Here is a 23381-nt window from a genome sequence, read left to right on the forward strand (position 1 = left end):
CCCCCTTATTAGATCAGACCCAGTTCGCGTCCGATGGTTTCATATGCGGAAAGTGCGCGATCCAGCATCTCCTTCGTATGCATGGCGGTAGGCATGTTCCGAACTCTACCCGTGCCTTTTGGCACTGTAGGGAATACGATCGATTTGGCATACACGCCTTCTTCATACAATCTGGTGCTGAATTTCTGGGTGGTTGCTTCATCTCCAATAATGCAAGGCGTAATCGGCGTTTCCGTTCGGCCGACGGAATAGCCAAGACGCTTAAGGCCTTCCTGCAGATAACGGGTGTTCTCCCACAGCTTCATTTGCAGATCTTTGCTGTTCTGCAGGATGTCGATAGCGGTAATGCAAGCGGCTACGGTACCTGGAGGGAGCGCCGTGGAGAACAGGAACGGACGGCTGCGGACCTTAAGCCAATCGACCAGATCCCGTGATCCGGCAACATACCCGCCGACAACGCCAACTGCTTTGGACAGCGTGCCGATCTGGATATCCACTCGCTCCGACAATCCAAAATGCTTCACGGTGCCTGCTCCGCCGCCAAGAACGCCTGAGCCATGCGCATCGTCCACATAAGTGATCAGATCATAGGTCTCGGCGATCTCCACGATTTCGGGAAGCTTCGCAATATCGCCGTCCATCGAGAACACGCCGTCGGTAATGACCATAATTTTGTTATATAAACCGGATTCTCTCGCTTCTTGCGCTTTCAAACGCAAATCGTCCATGTCCGAATGGTTAAAACGGATAACCTTCGCCTTGGTCAATCGGCAGCCGTCAATAATGGACGCATGGTTCAGCTCATCCGACAAAATCGCATCCCCGGCACCCATCACCGCCGAGATCGCCGCCATATTGCAATTGAAACCGGACTGATACGTCAGCACCGCTTCGGTTCCCTTGAACTGCGCAAGCTTTTCCTCAAGCTCAACATGAAGCATGAGCGTTCCGTTAATGGAGCGAACGGCGCCGCTTCCGGTTCCGAAATCGGTCGTAGCCCGGATGGCCGCTTCTTTTAATCGCTCATCATTCGCCAGTCCGAGATAGTTGTTGGAAGATAAATTCACGAATTCACGACCCTGAATGGTAATAAGCGGACCATTCGGACTTTCAAGAGGCTGGATCGTATTATAGAGTCCTTGCTGCTTGAGTTCTGTTAGATTATCCTGTAAGAAAGCGCTTAACGATTGACTGGACATATGAAATTCCTCCCGTGGATCCGAAGTATCTTAACGTACATATCATTTACCATTTCATTGTATGCAAAAAGTCACTTGTATGCAATATCATGTACAAAAATATGTTATATTGCATAACAAACATAAAGAAGCCAGCCTTCCTCAACCGGAGGAAACCTGGCTTTTTCATGTTTACTCTCTTAACGTCCATATTTCGGTTTGCGGTTCAGGCAAATTCAATGAGGCAATCCTTCCTTTTCCGTCTTCCGTCAGACCTATTGCCCATTTGTCGAAAAATTCAGTCAGGTCCTCCCCCGCCGTTAGAGAAGCTATGACGGCAAAAGTATCCACCGTGCCTTGAATTTCGTCGCGAGATAATTCGCGGTAACTCTCGAATATCCGGGTATAGAATTCCCAGCCGTAAGCAAGCTGAAGCTGCTTGAACATCACCAGTCTTTCATAATTGCCGATTTGGCCGTATTTTTTAGCCGGGTCATTGTTCTCTACGAATGCGATCCCCCGATCGTAGTAATCTTTGCCGTCATTCCCGACTTTCAGCAGTTCGGAGGTATTGCCGTACTTCTCTTGGGTATATAGAGAGAACAGGTTTACGGTAACTTCCCCGACATCGCCCCACGTCCATGTCCTCTGCTGGTATTCGTGCCCAAGTTCATGCCAGAAGCCCCAAGCACTTGTTGTTATATAATCGACATCCAGCAGGTTGGCCGCATAACTGAACGGCATCATGATGGGATATCCCGCATGCATCGCCCCGGAAGAGATCTGTCCGTCAGCGACGTAACGGCGGTTCAATTGATGGGCAGTATGAGGCATCGCCCTGTCCGGATCAAGTCCGACCAGTTCATCATAACTGTCGTAGATTTCATCCCAGGTCCGCATCAATTCCTCCGGGTGGGTCACTTGCCGGATCAAATCCGAGGGAACCGTCAGGATAACACGTTCTCCCTGAAACTCGGCAAAAGGAACGGCGACCGCTCCCGTGCGAATCCGCTCCCACTCCTCGAGCGTAGTCTTGCCGAGTACATAATACGGGGCTTCCGCCGCACCGCTGATTTTGACGGTTGCCCGGAAATTCTCCTTCGCCTTTAGCGGAATGAGATAGATGAAACCGCCATACGGGCTGTTCACTTGATGGATGCCCGGTGTCAGCTTCAGGTGGTTTACGATAAGCGGAACACGTGCCCACTTGCCGGATCCCCTCAAATCGTCGTCATGCGAACCAATTTGAACCGTTAAATGCTCAACGCCTTCCGGCACTTCAAGCGTAATGACTTTACCGGGGGGCGCATACAATCCGGTGCTGATCCAGTTTTTTGATGGAAGCGCATGCGTGTACATCGTATTTGGAAAATCAAAGTCGACCTCGATTTCCCGGTCGTTGACGATGGTCGCTTCCTCTCCGACCATTCCCGGAAATGCGTCGGCATAAGGAGATTTCTCGTTGGCGGGATCCAAGGTAAAATGACTAAAGCGGAAGTTATGCAGCGCATTCGTATAGGGCTGCTGGAATTTTTGAATCGGGAACACGGCAGGCGGAAGACTTTCGGCCTCCGATTCTGCCCAAGCATACAGCGGGGATTCGCTGGTTAACGTTTCGATTGTCTCGTTTAGTATATGGTAGAGCCGCTCCTGCTTTTTGTTCGCGGGTGTACCCGGCGGACCGATCTCGATTTGATCATAAGTGAGCGTCCCCTCTTCTACTTCCTTGCCTTGCTCGAGCCGTGTCTTGATATGATGAGCGTCGGCTTGGTCATAGGTCAATGCCGATTCGCCCACAGTGGACTCCGAGCCTCTGTTCATCAGCGTCAGCCCAGCACGGTTAAGCAGCTTTTGAATCACAAAATCGCGGCTGAGCCTAGCTCCCCTCAAATTGCCGACCTGAAGCACGGTTTCCTCGGGAGTATCGCGCGTTATTCCCTCAACACCGCTCAGGTTATCCGCCACGATGATGCCGCCCCCTAACCGTAAATATTGACCCAGCGCTTCGAGATCCTTATCCTTCATCGTCTGGTCTACATGGGCTACCGCATATTTTTGCGGATTCAGGTTTACGGAATCCCAGCTGTCGATTTTCACAAGCTCAATAGGCAAATCCGGATTAACCATGAGCTCGTCGGAGGTCGTTATCAGTCTAATCTTCTTTCCCGGCTGCTCTAATGCATCTTCATAGCGATTGGTACGGTCATTGCCTTGGCCTTGATTTGTAGAGGCATCGTCCGTCAACCACCATAAAATATTCCGGGCCAGCTTACCCGCAGCATCACCCGCCGACTCGGACAGATTGAAATACGCCTTGCTCCCGGCGACAACGATACGCCCTTTGCCATAACGGGCTGCCGAGATGGATGGAATATAATCATCGGGCACGTTGATATTGAATGCAGCATCCCCTACTGCAGCAACGCCGCCGCCAGCGAAATATGGAATCGCTTGCAAATCCTTATAAAATATGCTGAAATCGTTCTTAAGCACGTCCAACGGCGTTCCGGCCGACCAGGGAGCATCAGCCAATGCGGATGATTGAAGTTCGGTCGGTCCGGTAGCATTTGCCATTGCAGGATCTTTTACCGTCCGTTTACTGATCTCCGCAGGTTCGGCAGCTGCAATGGATGCGGTCATTAATAATACCGCGGACCCGATTACTGCGAAATTCTTAATCCGTTTCATCATCTTCATTCCTTAACGATTCCTCCTCGATTTCCTTTGATATCCTGATGGAATGGCAGATCAGTCCTAAGCTTTGATGTCATTACCTCCCCCTTGATATGTCATTGAATGGGATTTCTCATTTAGCTTAATGAATACCACTCGGATTTGAAATGCATAAAAAACACATCAATGTATCCAAAATACACAACCGGTAGGGGGCAGCCAATGGATATAAACTACCTGAAGTTGATTCAAAATTACCTGGCTAACGCGAATCTTCGCTTATCCATTGCCAAGGTTGATAAAGTGTCCCAGAACTGGCGCTTTTTTAATATGAGACCGTCCTATAACGCCCTATATTTTATACGGGAAGGGGAGGGCTGGATTAAGATCGACGACCAAGAATATCATCCCTCCCCCGGGCAAATCGTTCTCATGCCAGCTGGATCGCTTCATTCCATCTCTGTCGTGGGCGACAACACCTACAGGAAGTTCTGGTGCCATTTTACCGCCAAGGTGGACACGCTGAACTTGTTTCAGCTAATTCATCTTCCCCACGTGCTGGATGTGCCGGACGAGGCATATATGGAGCAGTTATTCAAGGAATTGATCGATGCCTATGGGAGCAGCGCTTGGACCGCCCCGCTGCAAAGGAACGAAATATTGATGAAGCTTGTCAGGCATTATCTTGACATCGTTCCCGATCGTCAACTCTCGCTGTCCATGCTGCCCGATATGCAGAAGCTGAACACGGTATTCCAGTATATTGAGGAGCATATCAACGATAACGTCAGCGTGGAACAATTGGCGGGACTTATCCATTATAATCCCAACTATTTCATCCGCTTCTTCAAATCCAAAATGAAGATGACACCTGTGCAGTATATTATTAAAGTCAGGATCGAGAAAACAAAGGGTCTATTGATGACCACGGATTTGACCCTGGAGGAAATCGGGAGAAAGGTGGGAATGGAGGTCCATTACTTATGCCGGGTGTTCAGGCAATTCACCAACATGTCTCCGGGAGAATTCCGCAACCAGATCATGTCCAACCGCTAATAAAATCCCCTGAGAGGGTTATCGTAATCCTTTTCCGATACCTCCCAAGGGGATATATGAAGAGCCATTATTTGATTACAAATTCCAAATCGTCCGCATCCGCCGGATGATGCCCATGTTGAATGATAGTTGCAAGTGGCGTAGTTGAGTCGTAATAATGAGATCCTCCGGGAATCCCTTCACCGTTTTCCCATCAAAATCAAGTGGATATCGCCTCATGCAGCGCCTCGACATAAGCTGCCGCAAGCTTGGACAGAGTTGCATTCTTATGACTGATCCAACCGACGTTAATCGTCTCATCGCATGCGAGCGGAACCGGAATAATCTCATTCCCGTTCAGGTCAGCGCTCAGCACCCCGGTCGAAATGGTATAGCCATTCAAGCCGATGAGCAGATTGAACAGGGTCGCGCGATCATTGACCCGGATGCTTTTTTTATGGGATAACGTGCTGAGGATTTCCTCAGAGAAGTGGAATGAATTGTATTCCCCTTGCTCGAATGACAAATACGGATAATTCTGAAGCTCGTCAATGGTCACAATGGACTGCTTGGCCAGCGGATTTTTGATGCTGATAAAAATATGCGGCCTCGCCGTAAACAAGCTGGTAAACTGCAGTCCTGCATCCTTCAGCAGCTTGTTGATCACCTTGGCATTGAACTCATTGAGATACAGGATGCCGATCTCGCTGCGCAGGGTTTTGACGTCTTGGATGATTTCGTAGGTCTTCGTCTCACGCAGCGCCAATTCGTATTCATCCTGTCCGTATTCTTGAACGAGGTTCACAAATGCATTCACCGCAAAAGCATAATGCTGTGTGGATACCGAAAAATGCTGCGGAGAAGGCTTCGCATTCAGATAACGTCCCTCCAGCAGCTCGGCCTGCTCTACCACCTGCCGTGCATATCCCAGAAACTCCGCCCCCTCCTTCGAAAGTGATATCCCTTTGTTCGTCCGCTCGAATATCGTAATATGTAGCTCCTCTTCCAGATCCTTAATCGCGTTGGACAGACTGGGCTGGGAAATAAATAACCGTTTGGCCGCCTCATTCATCGAACCACGGTTGGCTACTTCGATGGCGTACTTTAATTGTTGTAAGGTCAAAGCAGACGCCTCCTCTATAATTTTGAATCGAGATGCCGATAAATAACGGGTATAGAACAATTTTTTATATTTTAAAAATACACATCTCCATTTGAAGGAAAAATTTAACTCATGTCAAATAGGTAGGCTGTATCGGAATTTTCAAACCACGATGTCGAAAGATAAGGAGCTCGATAAATTCTTTATGCTGAAACAAAAAATCAAACTTATGAATTCAGTCTCACTGGCCGTCATCGTTATTGCCGGCATTGTACACCTGCTCGCTCGGAAATTTCATGTATTTGATCACGCCATGACAACACATGGAATACTCACTTCTACCGAGATGGAAAGTCAGTTCGGCCCCGCACTGTACGCGCTGCTGGCTGTTCCTGTTGTTTTGTTAGCCATATCCCTAGCCGTGTATGCACGACGTTCAGATCATCCGATCATTCCGTATCTACATACGCTCATCCTAACGCTGGGAAGCATTTCGATGATTGCCGGCGCAGGCGGGCACGTCGAATTTCACTTTTCCATCTTTATGGTTGTTGCTGCATTATCCTACTATAAAGATATAAGACTCATCGTTTTGATGACAGCTATTTTTGCCGTACACCATCTGCTTGGCTATCTGGTCATTCCTGAACTGGTGTTCGGAACAACCAGTTACTCACTCACCATGCTGATCATACATGCTTTATTCTTGATCTTCACATCGGCAGCAACCAGCTGGCAAATTATCAGCACATTGAAGATCGAAACATTACTCAAAGAGGAGCAGCATCAACAGCGTGCCGCGATCATTGAAGAGATCACGTCGAAATTGTTGCAGACCTCCCTCCAATTGAATGACACGGCACTGCAGCTAAGCAGTCAATCGGGGCAGAGCACAGAGATCAGTAAGCATCTCGGCGGAGTTGTTCAGCAAGTAGCCGCCGGAGCACATCATCAGTTACATGTTATGAACATGAATACCGCCGCCATTGGCGATATTGCCGTAGGAATCCGGCATGTGGCAGCTTCGGCAACAGAAGCGGCAGCTGCATCCGAAGAATCCGCCAGACAGGCAGAGTTCGGCAGTCATATGATCGGTAATATCGTATCCGAGATCCGGAATACCGGTCAATCCGTCACTAGATCGCAAGAGGCGGTAAATGCGTTAAACCACCATATTGCCCGGATCGGACATATATTGCAGGTGGTTCAAAGTATTGCAAGCCAGACCAATTTGCTGGCATTGAATGCTTCCATCGAGTCGGCAAGAGCCGGCGAGGCGGGTAGAGGGTTCGCGGTTGTAGCGAGTGAAATCCGTAAGCTCGCCGAGCAATCCTCCTCCTCCGTTGAGGAAATCACGGAGCTTATCCGGACTATACATAGAGAAACCGCTGATCTGTTAGGCAGCATCGGCCAAGTGGATCACAATATGAACACCGGGCTGCAGGTTGTCGATCAGGCGAAGGCTTCATTCGAAGTAATCTATCATGCCGTCAAGCAGGTAGCACTCCAAATGCAAGAAATCTCCGTATCCACACAGCAGTTGAATACAGGCTCCGACCAAATGAATCAGTCCATACAAGAAATGACCCGGTTTACAAGTGAAACGGCGGATCATACTCATGAAATCGTCGAAGCGTTCGGGGGACATTTTCAATCCATTAAGCAAGTATCGGATGCAGCCGACATCATGACCAAGCTGGTGGCCGATTTAAATCTTATTATAGAGCGATTGAAGGAGTGAAATTGGGGAATGCCTGCATGCTCCAAATGAAAAAACAGGGACAGTCGCATGGACTGTCCCTGCACTTCGAGCTTCCTTGATGCTCTAAATATTCACCTTATACCCTAAAGCCAGTTCATCCCCGGGAAGCCCCCGGATTCCCCAGTTGTGCTGCGGCGTTTCGAATATCGTAATTTCCTTATCCTGGGAATAGATATGCAGCGAGTGCTCGATCCGTTCGAATAACAATCGAATCAGCTGTTTCTTGGCCTCCACGGTCCGGCCTTCAAATATGCTGATCTCGATCACCGTGTAGCGATCCGTTCTCCCGTCAGGGAAGAAGAAATCCTCGCGACTCATGGGGAAAAAACGATGGAATTTCTTATCCGCCGGAAGTTGAAAAACGTCTACCACGCATGAATGTATCACTTCCGACAGCTGTTCCTTCACCGGGTTCAGCCGCTCCCGGACGCCATAAATTTTGATCTGCGCCATGCTCTGCTCATCTCCTCTACTCTCCACCCTACTCATCTATGCCAAGGTTTACGCTACCTATTATTTCTATTCGACCTTGGTCGAAACAAAACCTCTTGCCCTAATAACACATGTTGAACAAGGTATGCGAAACATTGTGCCGATCACTTTTGTTCCCCGGTTCAATCCCCCATGTGCCCCCTATTCCCCGATCTGGAACTGCTTCTTCGCCCACTCTACGTAGGATGGATGGCTTCGAATCAATTCTTCATGCGTCCCGCTTCCCGTAATGTGCCCCTTCTCCAGGACAATAATCTGATCCGCCTCGACCACGGTAGATAACCGGTGGGCAATGACCACGGTCGTTCGTTCCACCATCAGATTGTTCAGCGCCTTCTGCACTTCGTGCTCGGAGTCGCTGTCCAGGCTTGCCGTCGCTTCATCCAGAAGCAGGATGTCCGGTTTCCGCAGCAAAGCCCTTGCAATCGCTACACGTTGTCGCTGACCCCCGGACAACTGGATGCCTCGCTCCCCAACTTCCGTGTCATATCCTCGCGGCAGTGCCTCGATAAATCCCTCCGCATAGGCCAGTCTCGCCGCTTCTGCAATTTCCTCGTCAGACACCGGCTCCTCCCGTCCATAGACGATATTATCCCGGATCGTTCCGGTCATCAGCGGGCTGTCCTGGGACACATACCCTAGCTTTCGCCGCCAGGACTCCAGAGTATAATCACGGATCGCTTCGGAGCCAAAGTAAATCTCCCCGCCGGATGGCGCGTAGAACCGCTCAATCAAGGAGAACACCGTGGTTTTGCCGCTGCCGCTGGGACCTACCAGAGCGGTGACCTTCTTGGCAGGAATCGAAAAGGATACCTCGGACAGAATGGTCTCGCCTTCATGATAAGCAAACGTCACCTCTTTAAATTCAACGTCCCGATGCCCATTCGGTGCAGTACGCACCGCACGATCGTCGCTCTCCGGCTCATATTCGAGGATCAGCCGCAATCTCTCGGTGGCCGCCATCACCTTCTGAAGCTGGGAATAGAATGTGGCAAACTGGCTGAAAGGAAACATGATCTGGAACAGCAGCAGGATAAACGATACCAGCTCGCCTGCGCTAAGAGCGCCGGAAGAGACGCGAACGCCGCCGTATCCGATGATGACCACCAGCAGGACGACCATGACCATCGACATCAACGGAATCAGGACCGAGTTGATTTTGGCTTCCTTCATGCCGAATCGGTACAGGCTGTCCATATCGTCATACCCGCTTTTCTCCTCCCTCCGCTCTGCATTGGAGGCTTTCACCAGCCTGATCTCGCCGATCACCTGGGTCAGCATGGCGGACAGCTGGGCCAGCTGTCCATACATGCTGATGGAGATTTTGTACATCTTTCCGCCGATGGGCATTAATATGCCGAACCCTACCGGAACGGCAATCAGGATGATGAGGGTCATCCGCCAATCCAAGTAAAACAAGATTGCAACGGCCCCCAAAACGGTCAATAGATTCGAGCAAAAGGCAATCAAATGATCCGTGATCAGGGTTTTTACTTCATTCGTATCGTTGGTCACCCGGCTCATCGTTTCTGCCGAGCGGTGCTTGTCAAAGAACGGAACCGGCAGTGCCAGCACCTTGGTCCAGAGCCGTTTACGAATTTTGTTCACCGTCTGGTTTCCGACATAGGCAAGCATATAATAGGAAAGTCCGCTCGCCACGGCTTCCAGCAGGAACAGAACGGCCAGAAAGCCGACCGTGCGAATATTAAATGAATCTGCAGCAAAATTGTCGATTAATTGGCCGGTGATGAGCGGGACGACCAGTCCCGTAACCGCACCAACCAAACTGAGCACAATGGCCAGAAAGAGCACCAGCTTCGGAATACCCGAAGAGCGCAGCAGCTTGATAAAATATCGGATCGTTGTCTTCGTTACCTTGCCTTTCTCTTCTACAACGGTTTGCTCCACTTTGAATCCCTCCCTTCAACGTCAATCCGTCACATATAGATTTCTTTGATAAAACGGCCGGTGAACGAGGCTTCCACAGCCGCTACTTCCTCAGGCGTTCCTGTCGCCACAACAGACCCGCCGGCAGCTCCTCCGCCAGGCCCGATATCGATGAGCCAATCCGAATGCCAGATCAGGTCCAAATTGTGTTCAACCAAAATCACGGTGTTCCCCGCGTCCACCAAGCGGTTCAACAGAACGAGCAGCTGCCGGACATCTCCGGGGTGAAGCCCGGTTGAAGGCTCATCCAGCAAATACAGCGTGTGGTTTTTGGTCTTTTTGCTCAGCTCCTTAGCCAATTTAATCCGCTGTCCCTCACCGCCGGATAAGGTGCTCACCGATTGCCCCCACTTCAAATACCCAAGCCCGACATCGCAGAGCAGCCGGGTCAATTCCATGATTTTCGGCCGATCCTCCAGAATCGACAGACTTTCCTCAATCGTCATATCCAAAATGTCGGAGATGGTGTAACCGTTATAGGTCACGCGCAGAACCTCTTCCTTAAACCGCTTGCCCTTACAATCCGGACAACGTACCTCCAGCTCCGGAAGGAAGTGCATATGCACTGACACAACGCCAAGTCCTTGGCATGTCTCGCAGCGCCCGCCTTGTGTATTAAAGGAAAAGTGCTTGGCCGTCAATTGACTCTCCTTGGCTTCCGGCAAGCTGGCGTACCAGTTTCTGATATGGGTGTAAACATCGGTATACGTAGCAATGTTGGAGCGCTGCATTCGGGATACCGGTGATTGGTCAACCGTAATCAGCTGCCCTACCGATTCCCAACCCGTGATGGCCTTGCAGCCGTTTGGAGTTGATTGATCGCTTCCGGATTCCGCCAGAAGATCAAACAAAAGCGTGGATTTACCAGATCCCGATACGCCTGTCACCGATATGAGACAGCCGAGCGGGAAAGAGGTCGTGATATGTTTCAGATTTCTTAAATGTGCATCCTCGATCGTCAGCAGGCTTCCGTTTCCAGCCCTGCGCCGGTTCGGAGCCGTAAGCATCGTGTTCTCCCGGAAGTAGGATCCGGTCACGGACGTGGGATTAAGGATAAGCTCCTCCAGCGTTCCTTGACCGACGACCGTACCGCCCATCGTTCCCGCACCTGGTCCGATATCAATGATATGGTCGGCGGCCCGCATCACTTCTTCGTCATGCTCGATGACGAGCACCGTGTTGCCCAGATCCCTCAGTTGTTTCAGAACCTGGATCAGTCCCCTGGTATCTTTGGGATGCAGTCCCGTTGTCGGTTCGTCCAAAATGTACAGTACCCCTGTCAGGCCAGATCCCAGAATCGATGCGAGTCGAAGCCTCTGGGCTTCTCCGCCTGACATTGTGACGACCTGCCTCTCCATGGACATGTAACCCAGCCCGACATCCATAATGCGTTTCAGTCTGACAACGGAATCATGAATGAGCGGTTCCACAATTGTTAATTGGTCTTCCGTCAGCTTCCTCAGCAGCGCCTCCATCCAATTTAAGGCTTCCCCGATCGACCAGGCGTTGACTTCGTTAATGGAGACTCCATCCACCCGGACGCGGCGGCTGTCCTCCTTCAGCTTCGTTCCGTGACAATCCGGACAGAGGTGCTCATGAAACAGGGACGCTTCACCAGACTCGCTTCCCTTCTCCCGGTACCTTCTCCATATCCCGGTGACTACACCCTCGTACTTGCCTTGTCCTACGGACTTCGGCGGTTTGACGTCAGGAAAATGCCGGCTGAACTGCTCACTCTCTACACCGAAATACAGGAGAGCACGCTGAACCTCGTCATAGTCCCGAAGCGGCATGAACTCATCGAATGTGAACCCGTAATACTTGGCTGCCGCTTTCAGAATGGTGGTGTTATAATCGGTAAGAGCGCTGTACCACGTTGCCACCCCGCCGTCCCTTAAGCTTAGTTCCGGACGAAACACGGCCTCCATGTTCAAACTCACCGTTTGACCGAGTCCGCTGCACGTTTCGCATGCGCCTTCCGGCTTATTAAAGGAAAAATGCGACATCGTCAATTTTTCGAGACCATGGCCGCATCGCCTACAATGAACCGTCTCGTGAGAATCGCTGATTTCTTCCTCCTCAGCCGGACCGTGATAGGCTTCTCCCTCCACATGAGGTATCACCGTATCGCCGCACGACGGACAAGTACGTTCACCAAGCTTAGAAAACAGAATTCGAAGCAGCGTGTAGATATCCGTCACCGTTCCGATGGTGGATCTCGGGTTCCGGTTCGTAATGTGCTGTCCCACGCTGATTGACGGGGATAGTCCTTCAATCGAATCCACCTTCGGCTTGCTGACCGAGTCCGACACCATGCCCATGGATTCCATGTACTGCCGCTGGCACTCCCGCTGCAGCGTATCCATCGCGAGCGTGGACTTGCCCGAGCCGGACGGACCTGTCATGACAACCAGTTTGTACTTCGGGATTTCAAGCGAGACATTCTTCAGATTGTTCTCCCGGGCACCGCGAATCTTAATCGTTCCTTCCATATATCCCAACCTCCTAAATGTTTTGTGGAGCTTAGCTTCATTGAGAAACCTCGCAATAAAACTCGCTTCGCAAGCTTTACTCTTTCGTTTTGGAAGCCTGACTCCAATCCTTCAATTTACAAACCCATCTTACAACATTGATGCAAGTACAAAATTCCAAACGGAAAAAGGTTGATCTATCGCCGTTTTCGAGATCAAAAGCCGTCACAGAGCTTTAAGGTTTATGTATAATGTTTGATGCTGTTTCATTTGTATAAACACAGCATTGACTATATAATGGGCTACAAATAATACTTATCGTATGTTTTGAGGAGAGCGGTAACCATGCCGAAAAAAATCGCACCCGAATTTTATTTTATTGGCAACCATCCGATGCTGGATTTCGTGAATACCAAGATTGCGGTTGATGGACAACCCCTGGATTTGCTTGATACATTCGATTCTTTATTGGATTGGATGGTGAAGGCGAACCTGCTGTCCGAGGTTGAGCGCAACCTGCGCAAGGCGGTATATAACGGCTCCGAGGAGGAAGCTGGAATCGTGGAAGCCGCCCGGTTGCTCCGCGACCATCTCTTTAATCTAATTCAGCCTGGCAGCGTGAACGAGACCTCAAAGGAAGCTAGCCTGCAGTATGTCAATGGGCTGCTGAAGGAGCAAATCCTTCGCACAACGCTTGTGGCAGAAGGGAACGCGTACAGCCGCAAAAGCCGGATGCTTTTTCGCAAGCCGCTGGATCTGTTGACCCCGGTCGCCGCATCTGCCGTTGATTTTTTAACTACCCATGACCTGAAATTGGTGAAAAAATGCGAAAATCCGGCGTGCGTGCTTCGCTTTTACGACAATAGCAAAAATAGCACAAGGCGCTGGTGCAGCCCAAAAACATGCGGGAACCGCATGAAGGTCGCTGCCTATCTGGAGCGTCAGAAACAGCAGCAAACGAAGGAATCTTAGATAAATCATCTAAGATTCTTTTTTAATACCCAAAATAACGATTTACAGGTTAATAATTAGGATGTATAATTCCCTTAATCGTATTTAGATGGTTAATAAACAAAATAAGGTGGTGTTTTCTTCTTATCATTACGACCAGTCAAAAGGCTCTACATAACAATTGCATCATAAAAATTCGTAGATAATTCAAGGAGGCATTTATCAGATGAATCATAAAATCCAGTATCGCACGGCTCGAATCGAAGGTTTGGATATTTTTTACCGTGAAGCGGGGGCTCCCGGCTCGCCTGTTGTCCTGCTGCTGCATGGTTTCCCGACTTCCAGTCAAATGTATCGTCAATTGATCCCGGCTCTTGCCGATCAGTACCACGTGATTGCACCGGATTATCCTGGTTTTGGTTACAGCAGTGCGCCTGACCATAATCAATTCCAGTACAGCTTTAACCATTTCAGTCAGCTCATCGAGGAATTGCTCGCTCAATTAAATATCAAGAGCTTCTACGTCTACCTTATGGATTACGGCGCACCCGTTGGATTCCGGATTGCAGCACGCCATCCCGAGCGGGTTCGGGGGCTGATCATACAGAATGGCAATGCCTATGAGGAGGGGCTCGAGGAATTCTGGAATCCCATTAAAGCGTACTGGGAAGATCCCGCGAATCCGGATAAACGCGAAGCCCTGCGCTGGTTAACCAGCATCGAGGCAACAAAATGGCAATATACCCATGGCGTCCGTGATACCTCCCTCATCAGCCCCGACACCTACACGCTGGATCAAGCGCTGCTGGATCGGCCCGGGAACCAGGAAATACAACTGGATTTGTTTCTGGATTACGGATCAAATCCTCCCTTATATCCGGCTTGGCAGCAGTATTTCCGCGATGCGCAGCCGCCGACCCTGATCGTGTGGGGGCAAGGCGACCATATCTTCCCTGAGAACGGGGCCCATCCGTATCTGCGCGATCTGCCCGATGCCGAGCTTCACATCCTGAAGGATGCCGGGCATTTTGCGTTGGAGTCACATGGACCAGAAATCATTGATTACATCCGGGCATTCTTGGAACGTCAATCTTCATAATATGAGCATGACAATGATATAAGCTAATTTCCCGGCAGGCTTTTCATTGGGCTGTTCTTCATGATACAATCCCCCAGAAAAAAGTATTCAAACAGATTCTTGCATGAGGTAAGGGGGACCGTCATGGGTATCAGACCGATTGATATAGCCAAGAAACTGGGGATTACCACAAGTGCGCTCAAGCATTATGAAAAATGGGGCATTGTCCCTCCTGCAAAGCGTGCCCCGAACGGATACCGGGTGTATACGGAGGAGCATGCCGCATACTTCGAATGCATAAGAGCCATGTTTCCCGGCTTCGGTGTAGACGTTACAAAGCAAGTAATGATCAAGCTGCAGGAGAAAGAGCTGGATGAAGCGCTCTGGATTGTAAACGAGGTGCAGGCCAATCTGCAGCAGGATAAAGTCCTCGCGGAGCGGACCATCCGCATTCTGGAAACCGAGCAGCTTGACGTTGTCGATGCCCGTGGGCGGAAAAGAGAGCTGACTATCGGGGAGGTTGCGGCCGAAACCGGCGTTCCGACCTCGGCTATCCGCCACTGGGAGAAGGAAGGCGTCCTGATTCTGCCTCGGGATCGGGAAAACGGCTATCGGAAGTTCGAGGGCGCGCAGATCCGCCAGATCATGATCATTCGGATTCTTCGCTCGGCCAATTACCCGCTGGAAGTCATCAAAGACGTACTGCATGAACTCGAGCATCATCAAGTTGATAATGCCAGACGCGTGCTCAAGGACACGCTTGTATACCTCAACTATCGCAACCATAACCAAATACGCGGCGTGCACTATCTATATCAGCTGTGCCAAGTCCTGAAATTAATGTAAAGCCCACTCCCTGTGTACACTGTTGTTTAACATACAAAAAAACAATCAAGGATGAACTAGATCCATGATTGTTTTTTTATGTTTAAGGATCCTTGATCCCCCTCATCATGTGCCGATTATGGATTAACTTTAATGGAACCTACAGAGGTCGTCAGGAATATTTTCGCTCCCCCGCCGTTTACGTCGCTCTGCCCCCGGCTTGCTCCAGTAATCTGTCCAAGCTCGGTTTCAGTATCCAGCGTGTATTTCATGGACGGCGCAAACGTGGCCGTGATGCTGCCTGCCGATGTGTTGGCCGTCAACATGCTGTCCTTATCGATCTGCTCAAGATCCAGTTTCACGCTGCCCGCCTCGGATACGATCTTGGAATTGCCCGTGATTTCCGTTTTGGCCAGCTGAATTTCCCCGGCTCCCAACTGGAGTTCAAAAGCCCCCTTCAATTCGTTCACCCGAATCTTCCCTACATCATTCTTGATGCGGATATTCTGCATGTCTTCCGGCACTTCGATTACATAATCTATCATGAATCCGGAGTCGCCAAATTGCTTCTGCGACCAATCCCATAAACTCTTGCTGGAGTCCTCCCTAGGGTGCGTTCTTAATTCCAGGATGTCGTCCTTGAGCGTAAAAGAAGTAGCGGCCTGCTCCGTAACCTGGGTACGAATGTTGTCATTCTTGAAGAAGCTTTCGTTAAACCACACGGTGGTTTTTACTTTGATCTCATTACCGGGTACAGCGATGAGCTCAATATTGCCTACCGCATGATCGATGGCCAATCCCTCGGCTGTCCCTGCTTCCTGAGCCGTCGTCAACTCAAACTCTTTCCCTTCCCGCTTTACTTGATCACTGATAGCTAGCGCTGAATCGCCGGCCAAATTCCCGACTTGTGCCAATTGATCAAGCTCCCGCTTTACTGCTTCCTCCGCATTATTAGCGGCATCGCATCCTACCAGGACAGCAAATATCAACAGCGATGAGATTTTCACTGCCATCATACTCTGTTTCTTCATAAATTCCTCCACGTCCATTCCCTCTTTATGTATATGTTCATTATATCGTGAAGGAAAAAGTTAACACGCTGCCACGGACCAGTTTCTACCTGGACCTTAGTCTGGGACGTCTCCTCCGTCTTTTGTATGACGCTGCGGCATTCGAATCACCCTCCCATCGCCGCTGCCCCCAAATGTCGATTGTTGTTTTGTAACGGCTGAAATTCGGGGACAAAGGCGATGACTTTCATCTCATGGCTGGTCTATCCGCAGCACGACCTTCCCCCGAACGTGGCCGGACTCCACAGTGCGATGAGCTTCTGCTGCTTCGCTCAGCGAAAACGCCCGGAACACATGGATCTGCAGTTTGCCTTGTTCATATAACTGAACCAGTTCGGCCAATCGATCCTTGGATCGCTGACTGCGGATCGCGAGAACCCCCAGCTCTTCTACCCGATCGAAGGCTACAATCGTGCCGATGCGGCTCCGGTCGCCGACAAGCTCCAACGAGGCCAGCAGCGCTTCTTCGCCAGCGGCATCCAGCGCGGCACTGACTCCCTCTGGGGCGGCGGCTTTGACCCGGTCTACAAGGCCTGGACCATAAACAACAGGAACAGCACCCAGTGAACGAAGATAATCATGATTTCGCTCGCTTGCCGTTCCGATGACCCGGGCTCCCCAGGCACGAGCGAGCTGGACGGCGAAAGAACCGACGCCACCTGCTGCCGCATGAATCAGGACGGTATCGCCTTCACCGATTCCTAACGCCTGAAGGGCCGTATGGGCAGTTTGCCCCGATGCAGTCAGCACGCCCGCTTCTTCCCACGGCATCGAATCCGGTTTACGAACCACTTGATCTGCGTCAACCACGACATACTCCGCGTAACAGGCGAGTAAAGACCAGCCAATGACGTCCTCGCCAACCTCAAAGCCTCTGACCCCCTCACCTACCTGATCTATCGTTCCGGCGAACTCATTGCCCAGAATTTGCGGCATCTGCAATGTCACATTAGGGGGCGCCCAGCCGCTTCCCCTTATCCCGCAGTCGGCTGGCTGTACGCCAGCTGCCTTGATTTTAACTCTGATCTGACCGCTACCGGCCTGAGGATCTTCAAATTCCATGACATGCAGGACATCCGGCGGTCCAATCGTACTAAACGCCACGGCTTTCATATCGATCATCCTTTCATGAATCTCTTGATCTTGTTTCTGAGATCATTCTATAATCATCGATAGATAATAAAAAATACAAAAATGTCTATGTATACATATACTGGAGTATATAAGCGAGGACGGTGAACCGGAATGGAAATGTTACAGCTGAAGTATTTTGTAACCGTAGCAAGACTTGAACATATGACCAAAGCCGCAGAGGAGCTCCATATTGCTCAGCCGGCGCTCAGCAAGACCATTGCCAGACTTGAGGAGGATCTTGGCGCTCCGTTATTCGAACGCCAAGGCCGGCAGATCCGCCTCAATCCGTATGGCAAAGCATTTTTGACCAAAGCCAGAGCAGCCCTGCAGCTGCTGGAGGAGGGACGGCGTGAAGTCGAGGATCTGGCGGGACTGGAGCATGGGCGTATTCATTTGGCCTTATCCAACATGGAGCAGCTCCGCGAGCCCTTAAGATTGTTTCTAAGCAAACATCCGAAGGTCAACTTTCATATCATCCAGTCTTCGATGGAGGATATGGTTCAGACGATTGAACATAACGAGGTTGATTTCTTTCTCACCTCCATGCCCATCCGGCACCCGGATATACGCAGCTTGCCTTTACTCGTCGAAGAGGTGTTCTTGGCCGTCCCCCCCACTCACCGCTTAGCCGAAAAAAATCAAATTCACTTAAGCGAGGCTGCAGGTGAATCGTTTGTCGGTTATAAAGAAGGTCATCCGTATCAGAAGATGAACAATGAGTTTTGCAAACAAGCCGGTTTTCTGCCGAAAGTCGTCTGCGAGGTGGAGGACCCCGGAACCATAGCCGATCTGGTACGTTCCGGATTTGGCGTGGCTTTAATCGGGGAATGCAGAAGCGGCGAGGAATTAAAGCTGACGAAGCTGAGCATTGACGAGCCTCAGGCCCGCCGCATATTCCAAATAGCATGGCTGGAATCCAGGTACTTGTCCAAGGCCGCGATTTCTTTCCGTGATTTTCTCGTGGAATATTACGCAGAATCACGGTAAGACGACCGCAAGGAGCTGTCCCAAAAGATCTTAAATCTTGCCGGAGGCCCTCTTCTTGCTGTTAGAAGACGCTCCGTCTACCAATCGTTCCTCCCATCGCTGTTGCCCCCACATTTCTTGGAATGGTTTTGAACAAGGATGAAATATGGGGCAGAGGCGAGCGCTGACGCTTGTCCGGTATCGATTTGTCCTCTCCGCTACGCCGTTCAGATACTCACTGGATAAAATCTTCTTGAGCGTGCTTCAGTTTCTTGCCCAGGAGGATTACGTCAAAGACAGAAATGGCGGTACAGGACTGACCTCCCTGGAACCGCCATTTTTTGATATTTTTTCATCCATTGAGCCGTCTCATCGAGTAAGCAGACTTACTTATGGAACGGCCCCTAAAGTACCGGATCTAACGTAAACTCTTGGATGCTTACGTTAGATCCGAATGCCAAAGCAACAGGATTGGCATTCAAATCCTATACTCGAATCCCATCATGCCCGTCTCTAATCGTCATCTTATTCAAGCCAACTTGCTGCCGCATTTTAACGTCATCGCCATATTGCGCACGGTACGCTCCATATTGGCGGCGGCTTGTCTTATCGCATCGTCCAGGTTGCATACGCCGGGCACGATCGTGAACACCATATCGATACCATGCTCAAGCACCGCTTCATGCCCGTCCGCAAGCGAGCCCGCGATGCCGATGACCGGCACTCCGTACCGCTTGGCCGTCTTGGCCACGCCCATCGGCGTTTTGCCGTAAATCGTCTGGCCGTCGATGCGGCCTTCTCCCGTAATGACGAGATCCGCATCCTTCACATGCGAATCCAGCCCCGTCGCTTCGATAACAATATCCACGCCCCGCTTCAACTCAGCGGCCAAAAATGCGAGCATACCGGCGCCAAGCCCTCCGGCTGCGCCAGCGCCGGGAATCATGGCCACGTCGCGGCCCAAGCATGACTTAATCATCGCCGCATAATGGGCGAGATTGCCGTCAAGCTGCTGTACCATGGCCGGATCGGCGCCTTTTTGGGGGCCAAACACGGCCGAGGCGCCGCGCTCGCCGGTCAGCGGATTGTCCACATCGCACGCGGCCACGAAGGCAACCTGCTTCAGCCGTGGATCGGCTCCGCCCGTATCGATGCGGGCAATGCGATGCAACTCTCCGCCGCCATGGCCAATTTCCGAGCCATCGGCGTCAAGCAGCCGCACCCCGATCGCCTGCGCCATGCCAGCGCCGCCGTCGTTCGTGGCGCTGCCGCCCAAGCCGAGAATAATCGTGCTGACGCCTTCGTTCAGCGCCGACGTAATAAGCTCGCCGGTCCCGCGCGTCGTCGTCGCGAGCGGATTGCGCTGCCCCGGCGGCACAAGCGCTAGTCCCGAGGCGGCCGCCATTTCAATAATCGCGGTCTTCCCGTCACCAAGTATGCCGTAGAACGCGGTCACGGGGGTGCCAAGCGGTCCCGTCACTTCGGTGTGAACCAATCGTCCACCTGTCGCATCCACCAAAGACTGCACCGTGCCCTCCCCGCCGTCGGCCATCGGCACATTGACGATATCCGCTTCGGGATACACGGCGCGCAATCCCTTCTCTATGGCATGGCATGCCTCTAATGCGGATAAACTCTCTTTAAATGAGTCTGGAGCAATTACAACCTTCATTCTCTCCACTCCCTCTCCGTCAGTCTTAACCAACTGTCTGAACAATCATTTTGCCGCAGATTACAAGAACCAGCCGAACACGCCGAACACCAATGTCGATACGACGGCCAGGACGAGACCGATTGCAGTCTCATACGGAATAAGACGCAGCCGCTCCTTCATCACCATATTGACGCTTCCGCCCGTTGCGTGGAAGAAGCTGCCGTGCGGCATATGGTCGAAGACGGTCGCCCCGGCGTGAATCATCGCCGCAGCGCCCAGGGATGCAACACCAAGCTCCATAATCGTCGAGCCGAACACCGAGCTGGCGACCGCGGTACCCGCTGTTGTCGAAGCGGTGGCCAAGGACATGAACGCGCCGCTTATCGGTGCAAGCAAGTAAGCCGGCAAGCCGGAGGAGGCCAGACTATCGATGATGACATCCTTCAATTGCGAATTCGATATAATGCCGGCCAACGTCCCCGTGCCGAGCAGCATGATAGCCACGCCCGACATTTTGCCCAAGCCCGATACCGCAAATTGATTGATCTGCTTGATGCGGCCCATGCACAAAGCCCCGACGAGGCCGCCGACCGGAAGCGCGATCACCGGATCGATGACGATGCCGGCCAGCGGGCGTAGTGCCAACAGCACAATCGCCGTGATTGGAGCCATCATCGCCGCCAAGAAGCTCGGAAGCTGCTGAGCGCCGTCGTCTACGCTTTCCTGGCCCGTAATCTTCGTTCCCTTTTTGGACAGGCGCTTCGCGATCAGATAAGTGGCAAACAGCCCAAGGACAGCCGGTATGATTCCTGCCATCATCATCGATGTCAGTGGAATATGGAATGCGTCTGCTGCCGCGATGGCGTTCGGATTCGGCGACATAATGTTGCCGGCCTTCCCGCCGCCGATCATGGCGAGCAATATCGCCATGCGGGACAAGTCGGCGCGCTGCGCAATCGCGATCGCAATCGGCGCCACCGTAATGACCGCGACGTCGATAAATACGCCGACCGCCGTCAGTACCATCGTCGCGAACGCCAGCGCAAACAGCGCACGCGTCTCCCCGAACTTGCGGACCAACGTTTCGGCAATCGTCTTCGCGCCGCCCGATTCAATCAGGACGCCGGCAAGCACGCCGGCTGCCAGGATGCGCAGCACGGCCGGAATCATGCCCTTCGCGCCATCCATCATCAAATTCACCGAATCAACCAGCCCGATTCCGCCGACGATTCCCCCGGCAAGTGCCCCAATCATCATGCCATAGGCAGGAGGGACTTTACGCAATATAAGCACAATCGCCACAACCAATGCCGTCAAAGCACCAAGTACAGTTACAGATACGTCCATAGTCAAGACCCCCTAATGTGTTGTCTCAATTCGTTATACTGTTACTGTACCTGTAATCTGAAAGCGCTTCATCATGCATAAAAATGAAATAAAGCGCTTTATAGAACATGTTTTTTGTTCAAATGCACAAATCATGCATGTTCCTTCCAGACGCGCTCACTCTCCGGCTTCCTCTCTTCCAGCGCGCTTAGCCAGCGGGCCGTCATCAGCGTATATAAATCGCGAAAATGCTTCGGGTCTTTGCCGGTCGCCTCATGAATGCGCTGCAGCCGGTAGCGAAGCGTATTCCGGTGAATCGACAGCCGCTCGGCGATGCGCTGCTGCTCGCCGTTCTCATCGTAATAGGCCTCCAGTGTCTGCTGCAATTCCCCGCTCTTGTCCTCCTGCGCGAATCGCCACCATAACCGCTTCAGCTCTTCCGCCACCCACGAGGGCGTAACGTTCGCTGCCACGGTCTCATTCGGCATATCTTCGCTGTAGTATACCGTCTGCTCCGGGAATATCGCCTGGCCTGCCCGCATCGTATCTTGCGCGGAACGGTAAGATGCGATTAAGCCGTCGATGCCGGCATACGCCTTGCCAACCGCAATGCGGAGCGGCGCAATCCGCTTCTCCTCCAGCAGCCTGCGAATGTGACGGATGCCCTCGCATATATCGGCGTTCGGCTCCCGCGGATGGAGATGGGGCTTATACAACACGATTTGGCGCGTATTGTGAATGGCGATCAGGTCGATGGCGGGCCGACCCTCCAATAATTCGGCCACCTGCTTGAGCGTAGACAATGAACTCGCGTCCTGCGCACCGGTCAGCTCCATAATGCACGCAACCCGCGCCTTATCCGGATGGAAGCCAATCCGTTCCGCCTGGAGGCGCAGCATGGCATTATCCTTGCCGTCCGCATGAATGACGGACAGAAGGAAATCCTCCTTCATCCGCTTATCCCATTGGGCTTTTTCCAGCAGATCTGCTTGCTCCAAATACATTTCCGCCGTCATTTTCACCAGCTCGCCGTACTTGGTCACCTCGTTCGGATCGCCGGTGATGCCGATGACCCCAACAACTTCGCCCTGGAAGTGAATGGCCAGATTCGTTCCGGGCAGCACCCCTTGCAGCTTGCGGGCGCTTTCCTCGTCAATCTCGAAGCGACCCTTCCTCTCAATCGCAATGAGCGCCCCTTCATGCTTCTGATATAAGCGCGAGCGGTCGCCAGAACCGATAATCCGCCCCCGTTCATCCATGACGTTCACATTATAATGAATCACTTGCATCGTCCGCGTTACAATTTCTTGCGCCAATTCCTTCGTCAATCTGCTCATCTTGTCTATCCCCTGTCTATGTTCGCCACAATATGAAAAAACGCCCTCCATCCGATAAGCGCGATTAATCGCATTCTTGCCGGGATAGGGGCATTCAGCTTGGAATAACGTTATATACGCCCTAAATGTGAGTGTTAACACGAGGAAGGGTATTTCCTCACGGGTGGCTGTTATTCGGTGAGGTACTATAATTAACGGTTATTTTGTCTGAGTATACGCTCTCGCGTTTCTTTTGTAAACTCAAACACCACCAGTATGGCCTCAAGAGAACGCATGTAATCATGATTCCGTCGCTTGCGGTTGAGGACTGCCGGTGAATCGTTTGTTGGCTGAGCATTTCATGCTGCGAACCAACAAACCGATCCTCATGGATCGGTTTG

General features: G+C 51.6%; 18 protein-coding genes. 7 read left to right on the forward strand and 11 right to left on the reverse strand.

Features of this window, described 5'->3' with window-relative positions; all coding sequences use genetic code 11:
* Nucleotides 1-8 precede the first annotated feature (8 nt).
* Complete coding sequence (locus tag AK95_RS27965; protein WP_071223185.1) at nt 9-1199, reverse strand: glycine C-acetyltransferase; 1191 nt, start codon at nt 1197-1199, stop codon at nt 9-11.
* A 171-nt stretch (nt 1200-1370) separates the two neighbouring features.
* On the reverse strand, nt 1371-3875 hold the full coding sequence (locus AK95_RS27970) for a M60 family metallopeptidase (RefSeq protein WP_071223186.1): 2505 nt from the start codon (nt 3873-3875) through the stop codon (nt 1371-1373).
* 198 nt (nt 3876-4073) lie between these two features.
* Here AK95_RS27970 and AK95_RS27975 point away from each other — a divergent pair, with 198 nt between their 5' ends.
* The gene (locus AK95_RS27975) at nt 4074-4907 is read left to right on the forward strand and encodes a helix-turn-helix transcriptional regulator (protein ID WP_071223187.1); all 834 of its coding nucleotides are present in this window, start codon (nt 4074-4076) and stop codon (nt 4905-4907) included.
* Nucleotides 4908-5106: 199 nt separating this feature from the next.
* Here AK95_RS27975 and AK95_RS27980 read toward each other — a convergent pair whose 3' ends face one another.
* On the reverse strand, nt 5107-6009 hold the full coding sequence (locus AK95_RS27980) for a LysR family transcriptional regulator (protein ID WP_071223188.1): 903 nt from the start codon (nt 6007-6009) through the stop codon (nt 5107-5109).
* 184 nt (nt 6010-6193) lie between these two features.
* Here AK95_RS27980 and AK95_RS27985 point away from each other — a divergent pair, with 184 nt between their 5' ends.
* A complete protein-coding gene (locus AK95_RS27985; RefSeq protein ID WP_162487660.1) occupies nt 6194-7729 on the forward strand; it encodes a methyl-accepting chemotaxis protein in 1536 nt (511 codons plus the stop codon).
* An 84-nt stretch (nt 7730-7813) separates the two neighbouring features.
* On the opposite strand, the gene AK95_RS27990 is transcribed toward AK95_RS27985, so the two are convergent.
* The 3 genes from AK95_RS27990 to uvrA all read right to left on the reverse strand — a co-directional run bounded on the left by AK95_RS27990 (nt 7814) and on the right by uvrA (nt 12681).
* Nucleotides 7814-8203 (reverse strand): tautomerase family protein, encoded by a 390-nt coding sequence (locus tag AK95_RS27990; RefSeq protein WP_071223190.1) that lies wholly within the window; start codon nt 8201-8203, stop codon nt 7814-7816.
* A gap of 180 nt (nt 8204-8383) precedes the next feature.
* A complete protein-coding gene (locus tag AK95_RS27995) occupies nt 8384-10150 on the reverse strand; it encodes an ABC transporter ATP-binding protein (RefSeq protein ID WP_071223191.1) in 1767 nt (588 codons plus the stop codon).
* A 29-nt stretch (nt 10151-10179) separates the two neighbouring features.
* Nucleotides 10180-12681, reverse strand: a complete 2502-nt coding sequence (gene uvrA / locus AK95_RS28000) for an excinuclease ABC subunit UvrA (protein ID WP_071223192.1) — start codon at nt 12679-12681, stop codon at nt 10180-10182.
* A gap of 324 nt (nt 12682-13005) precedes the next feature.
* On the opposite strand from uvrA, the gene AK95_RS28005 reads away from it, so the two are divergent.
* The 3 genes from AK95_RS28005 to AK95_RS28015 all read left to right on the forward strand — a co-directional run bounded on the left by AK95_RS28005 (nt 13006) and on the right by AK95_RS28015 (nt 15535).
* Nucleotides 13006-13632, forward strand: a complete 627-nt coding sequence (locus tag AK95_RS28005; RefSeq protein WP_071223193.1) for a CGNR zinc finger domain-containing protein — start codon at nt 13006-13008, stop codon at nt 13630-13632.
* Nucleotides 13633-13837: 205 nt separating this feature from the next.
* A complete protein-coding gene (locus AK95_RS28010) occupies nt 13838-14710 on the forward strand; it encodes an alpha/beta fold hydrolase (RefSeq protein WP_071223194.1) in 873 nt (290 codons plus the stop codon).
* A 123-nt stretch (nt 14711-14833) separates the two neighbouring features.
* Nucleotides 14834-15535, forward strand: a complete 702-nt coding sequence (locus AK95_RS28015) for a MerR family transcriptional regulator (protein ID WP_071223195.1) — start codon at nt 14834-14836, stop codon at nt 15533-15535.
* A 116-nt stretch (nt 15536-15651) separates the two neighbouring features.
* Here AK95_RS28015 and AK95_RS28020 read toward each other — a convergent pair whose 3' ends face one another.
* Both AK95_RS28020 and AK95_RS28025 read right to left on the reverse strand, forming a co-directional pair.
* Nucleotides 15652-16545, reverse strand: a complete 894-nt coding sequence (locus AK95_RS28020; protein WP_235613240.1) for a DUF4097 family beta strand repeat-containing protein — start codon at nt 16543-16545, stop codon at nt 15652-15654.
* Nucleotides 16546-16776: 231 nt separating this feature from the next.
* Nucleotides 16777-17697: an NADP-dependent oxidoreductase gene (locus AK95_RS28025; RefSeq protein ID WP_071223377.1), complete on the reverse strand. Its 921-nt coding sequence runs from the start codon at nt 17695-17697 to the stop codon at nt 16777-16779.
* Between the two features lie 132 nt (nt 17698-17829).
* Between AK95_RS28025 and AK95_RS28030 the strand changes: the two genes are divergently transcribed.
* Nucleotides 17830-18705 (forward strand): LysR family transcriptional regulator, encoded by an 876-nt coding sequence (locus AK95_RS28030; protein ID WP_071223197.1) that lies wholly within the window; start codon nt 17830-17832, stop codon nt 18703-18705.
* A 145-nt stretch (nt 18706-18850) separates the two neighbouring features.
* A complete protein-coding gene (locus AK95_RS28035; protein ID WP_071223198.1) occupies nt 18851-19111 on the forward strand; it encodes a hypothetical protein in 261 nt (86 codons plus the stop codon).
* A 102-nt stretch (nt 19112-19213) separates the two neighbouring features.
* Here AK95_RS28035 and AK95_RS28040 read toward each other — a convergent pair whose 3' ends face one another.
* From AK95_RS28040 to AK95_RS28050, 3 genes are all read right to left on the reverse strand, one after another.
* Nucleotides 19214-20356, reverse strand: a complete 1143-nt coding sequence (locus AK95_RS28040; protein ID WP_071223199.1) for a glycerate kinase — start codon at nt 20354-20356, stop codon at nt 19214-19216.
* Nucleotides 20357-20416: 60 nt separating this feature from the next.
* The gene (locus AK95_RS28045) at nt 20417-21685 is read right to left on the reverse strand and encodes a GntP family permease (RefSeq protein ID WP_071223200.1); all 1269 of its coding nucleotides are present in this window, start codon (nt 21683-21685) and stop codon (nt 20417-20419) included.
* Nucleotides 21686-21816: 131 nt separating this feature from the next.
* Entirely contained in the window at nt 21817-23001 is a 1185-nt protein-coding gene (locus AK95_RS28050) for a sugar diacid recognition domain-containing protein (RefSeq protein ID WP_071223201.1), read from the reverse strand.
* Nucleotides 23002-23381 lie beyond the last annotated feature (380 nt).

Source organism: Paenibacillus sp. LC231, assembly GCF_001860525.1.
Lineage (GTDB): Bacteria > Bacillota > Bacilli > Paenibacillales > Paenibacillaceae > Paenibacillus_AQ.

Coding starts and splice junctions, on each gene's coding strand:
- AK95_RS27965 (WP_071223185.1), bottom strand. CDS start 1,199: ATGTCCAGTCAATCGTTAAGCGCTTTCTTACAGGATAATCTAACAGAA.
- AK95_RS27970 (WP_071223186.1), bottom strand. CDS start 3,875: ATGAAGATGATGAAACGGATTAAGAATTTCGCAGTAATCGGGTCCGCG.
- AK95_RS27975 (WP_071223187.1), top strand. CDS start 4,074: ATGGATATAAACTACCTGAAGTTGATTCAAAATTACCTGGCTAACGCG.
- AK95_RS27985 (WP_162487660.1), top strand. CDS start 6,194: ATGCTGAAACAAAAAATCAAACTTATGAATTCAGTCTCACTGGCCGTC.
- AK95_RS27990 (WP_071223190.1), bottom strand. CDS start 8,203: ATGGCGCAGATCAAAATTTATGGCGTCCGGGAGCGGCTGAACCCGGTG.
- uvrA (WP_071223192.1), bottom strand. CDS start 12,681: ATGGAAGGAACGATTAAGATTCGCGGTGCCCGGGAGAACAATCTGAAG.
- AK95_RS28005 (WP_071223193.1), top strand. CDS start 13,006: ATGCCGAAAAAAATCGCACCCGAATTTTATTTTATTGGCAACCATCCG.
- AK95_RS28010 (WP_071223194.1), top strand. CDS start 13,838: ATGAATCATAAAATCCAGTATCGCACGGCTCGAATCGAAGGTTTGGAT.
- AK95_RS28015 (WP_071223195.1), top strand. CDS start 14,834: ATGGGTATCAGACCGATTGATATAGCCAAGAAACTGGGGATTACCACA.
- AK95_RS28020 (WP_235613240.1), bottom strand. CDS start 16,545: ATGAAGAAACAGAGTATGATGGCAGTGAAAATCTCATCGCTGTTGATA.
- AK95_RS28025 (WP_071223377.1), bottom strand. CDS start 17,697: ATGAAAGCCGTGGCGTTTAGTACGATTGGACCGCCGGATGTCCTGCAT.
- AK95_RS28030 (WP_071223197.1), top strand. CDS start 17,830: ATGGAAATGTTACAGCTGAAGTATTTTGTAACCGTAGCAAGACTTGAA.
- AK95_RS28035 (WP_071223198.1), top strand. CDS start 18,851: ATGGGGCAGAGGCGAGCGCTGACGCTTGTCCGGTATCGATTTGTCCTC.
- AK95_RS28040 (WP_071223199.1), bottom strand. CDS start 20,356: ATGAAGGTTGTAATTGCTCCAGACTCATTTAAAGAGAGTTTATCCGCA.
- AK95_RS28045 (WP_071223200.1), bottom strand. CDS start 21,685: ATGGACGTATCTGTAACTGTACTTGGTGCTTTGACGGCATTGGTTGTG.
- AK95_RS28050 (WP_071223201.1), bottom strand. CDS start 23,001: ATGAGCAGATTGACGAAGGAATTGGCGCAAGAAATTGTAACGCGGACG.